The sequence below is a fragment of the Streptomyces wedmorensis genome, assembly GCF_000716445.1.
Classification (GTDB): domain Bacteria; phylum Actinomycetota; class Actinomycetes; order Streptomycetales; family Streptomycetaceae; genus Streptomyces; species Streptomyces wedmorensis.
Genome location: NZ_JNWK01000013.1, coordinates 139,231 through 145,583 on the forward strand (window position 1 = coordinate 139,231; position 6,353 = coordinate 145,583).

Sequence of the window (6,353 nt, forward strand, 5' to 3'; positions counted from 1 at the left end):
TAGTCAGCGGGTCGGGTGGCGTGGTCACAGCCGCAGCGAGGCCGCGACGGGGAGGTGGTCGCTGCCCGTGGCCGGGAGCGACCAGGAGGAGGCGGGGCCGACTCCCCGGACGAGGATCTGGTCGATGCGCACCAACGGGAACGATGCCGGCCAGGTGAGGCCGAAGCCCGCGCCCGCTTCGCCGTGTGCGGAGCGCAACTGTGAGGTCAGCGGGCTGAGCGCGGTGTCCTCGTTCGTCCCGTTGAAGTCGCCCATCACGATGACTCGGGGCAGTTGCTCGGCCCGCACGGCCTCGGCGAGATTCCTTCCCGCCTCGTTGCGGCGGGCGGTGGCGAAGCCGAGGGAGGTCACCCGTACCGACGCGAGGTGAGCGGCGAATACGGCGACGGGGCCTTGCGGGGTGTCGACCGTGGCCCGTACCGCACGGGTCCAGGGCATGATCGGCACGGGTTCCACCCGGCGCAGCGGGTACGTGCTCCACAGCCCGATGCCGAGGTGCACCGAGTGGTACGGGTAGGCCTCGGCCAGCTCGCGCTCGTACGCGGGTGTGCTCTTGGAGGACAGCTCTTCCAGGGCGAGGACGTGCGCCCCGGACCGGGCGAGGGCACGCGCGGTGCCTTCGGGATCAGGGTTCGCCTCGTCCACGTTGTGAGTGACCACGATCAGGTCTCCGCCCTCGGAGCTCTTGCCGGCCACCACACCGTGAAAGAGCGAGCCCCAGACGACCGCGGGCGCGATCACGGCAACGGCCGCGATCCGGGAGCGTCGAACCGCCGCGAAGGTGAGCAGAACCGGAACGCTCAGTCCAGCCCACGGCAGGAAGGTCTCGAACAGGCTGCCGAGCTGGCCGACCCCGTTGGGGATCTGGGCGTGCAGCGCCATCAGCAGGGCTGCGCAGAGCGCGAAGCCGGCGATCAGCCGTCCGCGACGGCCCGCGCGGGCGCGGGCTTCACGCGACCCGGCACCATCCTGGGGCGGGTCGGCGGGCCCCGTTCGGGTGGCGGGACTGGGGCGGTGGGGAGTGCTCAACATGACAACGGCCTCCGGCGGTCACGTACACCGGGAATCGGGTACGGGCACAGAGTCGCGTGGGCACGCTTCCAGCCGACCTGATCACTGCTTCGAGCGCCCCACGGCTCTGTTTCAGGTACGTATCGACCCGAGCTGATCGGGCAGGCAGTGCGCCGGCGACGGTGTGCCGGGTGATCCAGCGGCTGCGGCCGCTGCTCGCGATCGAGCCGGCCGCCCGTCCGGCCGACGCCCTCGAGCGGCTGTGGATCGTGGACGGCACCCTGATCCCGGTCCGAGACCGGAAGACGGGGGCGTCCTCGCGCAACCACCGGTTCTCGGCGAACGTGCAGGTCATCATCGACGCCGGCGCGAAACTGTGCGTTCGCGGCGCGTTTGGCTGCGCGGACGTTCTGACCCGGCGACTTCGGTGGACGGCGAATCTCCCGGCAATGGCCGGCACCGCTGCTCCGAAGGCGGGCTCCAGGGACGTGAGCCTGCATGCGGGCTTTGTAGAACGTGGTGCTGTAGGGACGGGCCGTCGTCCGCGGCGGTGACCAGTCACATGCTCAGGGTTGTGGCCCTGCAGCTGACGCAGGCGAGGCCACTCGAGCGGCCGTAACGGTGGATCGGCTCCGCGCAGAGCGTGCATGGTCCGATCTCCCATACCGGACAGCCCAGTTCGTCTGCGATGGCTGCGCGCTCGCGGGTGGACAGGCGGCGCATCTGCACCGGCCGGCTGGGGGCTCGGTAGGGGTGATCGGGGGCGGTGTCGAAGGTGTGGAGGCCCGTAGCGGACATCATGTCCCGCCGGGGACGCGGGTCGCTGAAGTACTGGCGGTCCTGGTTGCCGTAGCGGCAGGAGCTGTCGAGTTCCTCTTCGGAGTAGGTGACCGGCTCGTCATCCGCCGGCAGGTCCTCCGGCTCGCCTTCGCCGTGGCCGGTGAGGTCGCGCCACCGCTGCACGTCTTTGGCAAGCGCCCAGAGGTAGGAGGCGCGCCTTGGGTCCTGGGTGTTGCGGACACGCACGGCTACGTGTTCGCCGTCGGCACTGGTGACGACGAGTTCATCCAGAGCGGTGGCGCGTTCCTGTGGGACGCACAGGGCGGGCAGGAACCAGCCGCTGTGGAACTTGCCGCAGTGGGAGCCCGTTTCAGGGCAGGATCGCTCGCTGCTCGCGGTGCACTTCCAGATCTGGAGGTGCCGCACACCACCTCGGACGATCATCGCCAGGGGCGAGACGATGCGCTGCCAGGGCACGTCATCCACCCTCGTCCATGGTGCACGATCGATGATCTCCGACGACGCGTCGCCGGTCACCCAGAGGGGCGCTATGCCGTTCTCCCGGGCTCGCCCGGAGCGCCGCCGTACTCGGCTCGCACTGATGGGGGAGTACTGCGCCTCCCACCCCACCCGTCCGCCGGCACCCGACACCAGGACGTCGGTGACGATCCGGCCGTCCGACGACCGAGCCTCGACCTGGACGTCGAGTCCGTGACGGAAGGCGGAGCGGGCTATGCGCTCCTTCATGGCCTTGTGCTTGTCGCTTTCCTCGGGCGTCGCGGCATGCGTCAGCGGAAGGTGCGCGGCCACCCACACGACACGGCCGGCGCGGCGCTGCCGACGTACGAACATCCACGGCGTCTTGTCGGCGAGTGCGCACTGGCAATCGCCGCCCCGGTAGTCGGTCAGGCACTGCAGAAGATCACGGTCCCGCTCCCCGACGGGCTGGGTGATTTCGTCCAGCAGTCCAGGGCGGTCCGGGTGGCCCAAGTCCTCGAAGGTCAGATTGATCGTGATGCCGTACTTGGTGTGGTACACCCCGTTGGCCATGGAAAAGACGATAAGCGCTCGCGCGAAGTGCTGGAAGGACGCCCGCAGTTGGCGGAGGCAGCAGTCCTGATGGTCGGCGTCCACGCAGCGGATCCCGTTGTCCTGGCACGGCCAAGGGCGTGTCTTCCTGAAGCATGGGGCTGTGGCCACGCTGATCGGCCGGAACTTCCACTCCCGCAGACCACGCCACGCCCTAGACTGCGACCGCTCCAAGACCTGGAGATCATCGGGAGGGCGCGCAAGATGAAACGAACACTGATCAGCGCATTCGCGGCCGTGGCGTTAGTCGTGTCCGGGGGGAGTGTCGCCACCGCTTCCGACAGCGCTCCGCCACGCACCACGCACGGCCCTTGCCAGTACACGCAGACCCCGGACGAGCCGCCGGCGCGCCCCGTTCCGCTGCCGCCCGACCCGCGGCGCACCCCCAGTCGCGGCACGGTGGATTTGGCGGTTCCGACCAGCCAGGGCTCGGTCCCGCTGCACGTGGACCGGGCCAAGGCGCCGTGCACGGTGCAGAGTTTCCTGCACCTGGCACGGCACGGGTTCTACGACCGTACGGTGTGCCACCGTCTGACGGCGTATCCGACGCTGAAGGTCCTGCAGTGCGGCGACCCGACCGGTACCGGTGAGGGCGGCCCCGGGTACAAGTACAAGGACGAGCTGCCGGTGGACCTGCCGCCCGCACCCACCGATCCCACCGGCACGCGTCGCCTCTACGGGCGCGGCCTGCTGGCGATGGCCAACGCCGGTCCGAACACGAACGGCTCACAGTTCTTCGTCGTCTACGGCGACTCCGCACTGCGACCGAACTACACGGTGTTCGGCACGGTCGGACCCGACGGTCTGACGACACTCGACAAAATCGCCGCCGCAGGCATCGAGCCGACCGCGGAGAACCCGGCACCGGTCGACGGCACACCCGTCCTGCGGACCGAGCTGCTCCGCGTCCGGCCGTCCTGCCGGCACTGACGCACCGCGACGTGGCCACGTCCTCGATGAGCATGCCCGGCGCCTGCGGCCGCTCCAGGCGAGTGAAGCGTCCGGGTGCGGAAGGGGAGGGCTTTGGACCTTGTGCCCGGACTACGTGAAGCGCCCAAGGCCCAACCTCCGCACTCCGTACGATGCTGCCCGTGGACATAGCACCGGTTGTCCGGTCCCGGCTCCCTGCCGGGGCCGGACTCCGTCTTGGGCGTACGGGTGGCCCGACCCGCGTAACTCCGAGCGTATTCAGCCACCGGCCGCCGCCGATGCACTTCCGGCTGCCCGGCTGCCCGGCTGGCGTCCGGGAGGCCCGAATCGTCCGCCGCGACGCGCCTCCCGTCAAAGAGATACGCGCTGGCCAGGAGACCCCAGCCGGCTGCTCTCGCGGGGCAGTCGGGCCCTGGTCAGATCGTGACCGGGCCGTGGGCGGTGGCGAACTCGACCGAGACCAGGCCTGGTTCCTCATCTTCGACCCAGGTGACGTCAATCTGGTCGAGGGGGTGGTCGGCCGGTTCGCCGAGGAATTCGGCGATGGAGGCGGCGTCGCCGGCGATGGAGACTCCGTGGATGGTGGTGGAGGTGCGCGGGTCGGCGCTCGGGCGCTCCTCGCTGGGGACCAACCAGTGGAGGAAATAGGGTAGTTGCGGGTCCTCCAGTAGTTCCAGCAGGCCGATCTGCTTCCACCTCAGGTCGAACCCGTCGGGGCGGACACGGTGGCCCTCGGTCGAGGTGCGGCCGAGGCGGGCCTCGACCGAGGCGATGTCGTCGACGGAGACCACCCAACCGAGCCAGCCGCCGCCCTCGGCGGCGCGGCGCGCGACCGCCTGGCCGAAGGGTGCGCGGTCGGCGGCGGGGTGGTCGAGTGTGGTGACGACCTCGACGTAGGTGCCGCCGCTCAGCGGGAGAATGAAATTGCGGGTGCCGAATCGCGGGTGCACGCCGCCGTCGACGAACCCGGCGCCGAGGGCCGATCCGATCCGCTGGACGGTCGAGACGAAGCTGTCGCGGGCCACCGCATAGGACACGTGATCAAGTCGCACTTCGGCATCATCACCCGACAACCCGTCCACATCCCGACGCCACGCCCGCCGCCCCGGCCGCGTCCGCCGTGGAATCAGCCGTGGAGCGGATCGATCATCGTCATCCCGGCTGGGGAGGCCCGGTTGAAGCCGGGCAGCAGCACCGCAGCCTCGCCGAGGCCCCGACCCGCTCGATCAGCCGCTGCCACGATTGCCGTGCCACTGGCCGGCTGTATCCGAGATGCAGCCGTCAGTTGCCTCTCCGTAGCCAAGGGTCGTTGCGTCAGGTGCGCCGTCGGATGTCTTCCAGTAGATGGCGAAGCGGCCGTAGGGTCAGGTGGTCGGGTCGTTCTGGAGACGGTGTGCGAGGGGCGGAGCAGGCCGCCGTCTCACCGGCTCTGCGGAACACCTCCTGCTAGTTCTCGGGCAACTGCGGGAACGGCCCCCGATCAGCGCTTCTGGAACCACGGCTGCCGGCACGCCTGCGGTAACCCCGTCCGCTCCCGTGGTCGATCCGCGGACCACCAGGATCCCCAAGTCGGGCGTCGCCGGCAGATCAGTGCGCGTCCGAGGGCGAGGAAGGCTTCGTGGGATGTCGTCGCGGAGCGGGTGCCGTCGAGGTGCGACTGCGGTTCCACGGGCAAATTGGCCTTACAGCCGGCCTGAGCGCGATCGCGGCAGCGGCTCGCGCTCTGCTCTGGCCGAGATCCCAAAGTCCTTGACGCCCGCCCTGTGCCACCGCCACGAGTCACCGGACGAGCTCTGGCCATGGTCGTGAGAATCGCCGGTTTGGTTAACCGGTGATCCGCTGCTACGTTGCCGCGTCGCTTCAGCACCTCAGATCCCTTGTTCAACCACGGGGGCTTCTCCTTTGAGGTGGCGGCATAGAGAGGCCGTGGGCCGGCTGCCCATGGCGGTGCCTCGCCTCCCGGCCGACCGCCCTCGCTCCTGACCGTCGCCCAGACCGCCGGAGTGACGGTGATCACGGACGCCATTCGGAGGGTGCTGCGTAGGCTTGTGCACTCGTCGCGGTGGGTCTCGGCAGGGCGATCGAAGCCCTCTCGGAGCACCTGGCGATTCGTCAGGAAAGTCGGCAAGTGGTCAGCACGAGTCCTGAAGACCCTGGGGAATGCTGCCCGAACATGCGACTCGTCGTAGGGTGAGAAAACAGCCCTTGACCTGCAAAAACGCAGGCAGGGAGCCTACGTCCAGGAGTACCTCGATGATACGTACCATGTTCAAGTCCAAGATCTAGCAAATGGATGTTTGCGCAGGTCAGGGCAGTGATGGCCGGGCCCAGGTCAGCGAACGGTCAGCATCGGTCCCATGAGGTCCCCGGTGGCTGACCAGGGGCACGGCACGGGGCTCGGTCGCGGACTCGAGACCGGCTGGATCAGCCCTTCAGGCCGGCCGTCCACGCCTCGACCTCGTCGGAGCGGCGCGGCAGCGCCTCCGACAGGTTCCGGTTGCCGTCCTCGGTGACGAGGATGTCGTCCTCGATCCGGACGCCGA

General features: G+C 69.3%; 4 protein-coding genes and 1 pseudogene. 2 read left to right on the forward strand and 3 right to left on the reverse strand.

What is annotated here, in order from left to right; translation table 11 throughout:
• Nucleotides 1-24: 24 nt before the first annotated feature.
• Complete coding sequence (locus OO54_RS13575) at nt 25-1,032, reverse strand: endonuclease/exonuclease/phosphatase family protein (protein ID WP_234439586.1); 1,008 nt, start codon at nt 1,030-1,032, stop codon at nt 25-27.
• 143 nt (nt 1,033-1,175) lie between these two features.
• On the opposite strand from OO54_RS13575, the pseudogene OO54_RS13580 reads away from it, so the two are divergent.
• Nucleotides 1,176-1,403: pseudogene (locus OO54_RS13580) on the forward strand (IS5/IS1182 family transposase); the annotation flags it as partial.
• 166 nt (nt 1,404-1,569) lie between these two features.
• Here OO54_RS13580 and OO54_RS13585 read toward each other — a convergent pair.
• Nucleotides 1,570-2,925, reverse strand: a complete 1,356-nt coding sequence (locus tag OO54_RS13585) for a competence protein CoiA family protein (protein ID WP_051786918.1) — start codon at nt 2,923-2,925, stop codon at nt 1,570-1,572.
• Nucleotides 2,926-3,084: 159 nt separating this feature from the next.
• Here OO54_RS13585 and OO54_RS13590 point away from each other — a divergent pair, with 159 nt between their 5' ends.
• Nucleotides 3,085-3,810, forward strand: a complete 726-nt coding sequence (locus tag OO54_RS13590) for a peptidylprolyl isomerase (RefSeq protein WP_033203101.1) — start codon at nt 3,085-3,087, stop codon at nt 3,808-3,810.
• A gap of 416 nt (nt 3,811-4,226) precedes the next feature.
• Here OO54_RS13590 and OO54_RS13595 read toward each other — a convergent pair whose 3' ends face one another.
• Nucleotides 4,227-4,862: a VOC family protein gene (locus OO54_RS13595; RefSeq protein ID WP_033203102.1), complete on the reverse strand. Its 636-nt coding sequence runs from the start codon at nt 4,860-4,862 to the stop codon at nt 4,227-4,229.
• Nucleotides 4,863-6,353 lie beyond the last annotated feature (1,491 nt).

Coding starts and splice junctions, on each gene's coding strand:
- OO54_RS13575 (WP_234439586.1), bottom strand. CDS start 1,032: ATGTTGAGCACTCCCCACCGCCCCAGTCCCGCCACCCGAACGGGGCCC.
- OO54_RS13590 (WP_033203101.1), top strand. CDS start 3,085: ATGAAACGAACACTGATCAGCGCATTCGCGGCCGTGGCGTTAGTCGTG.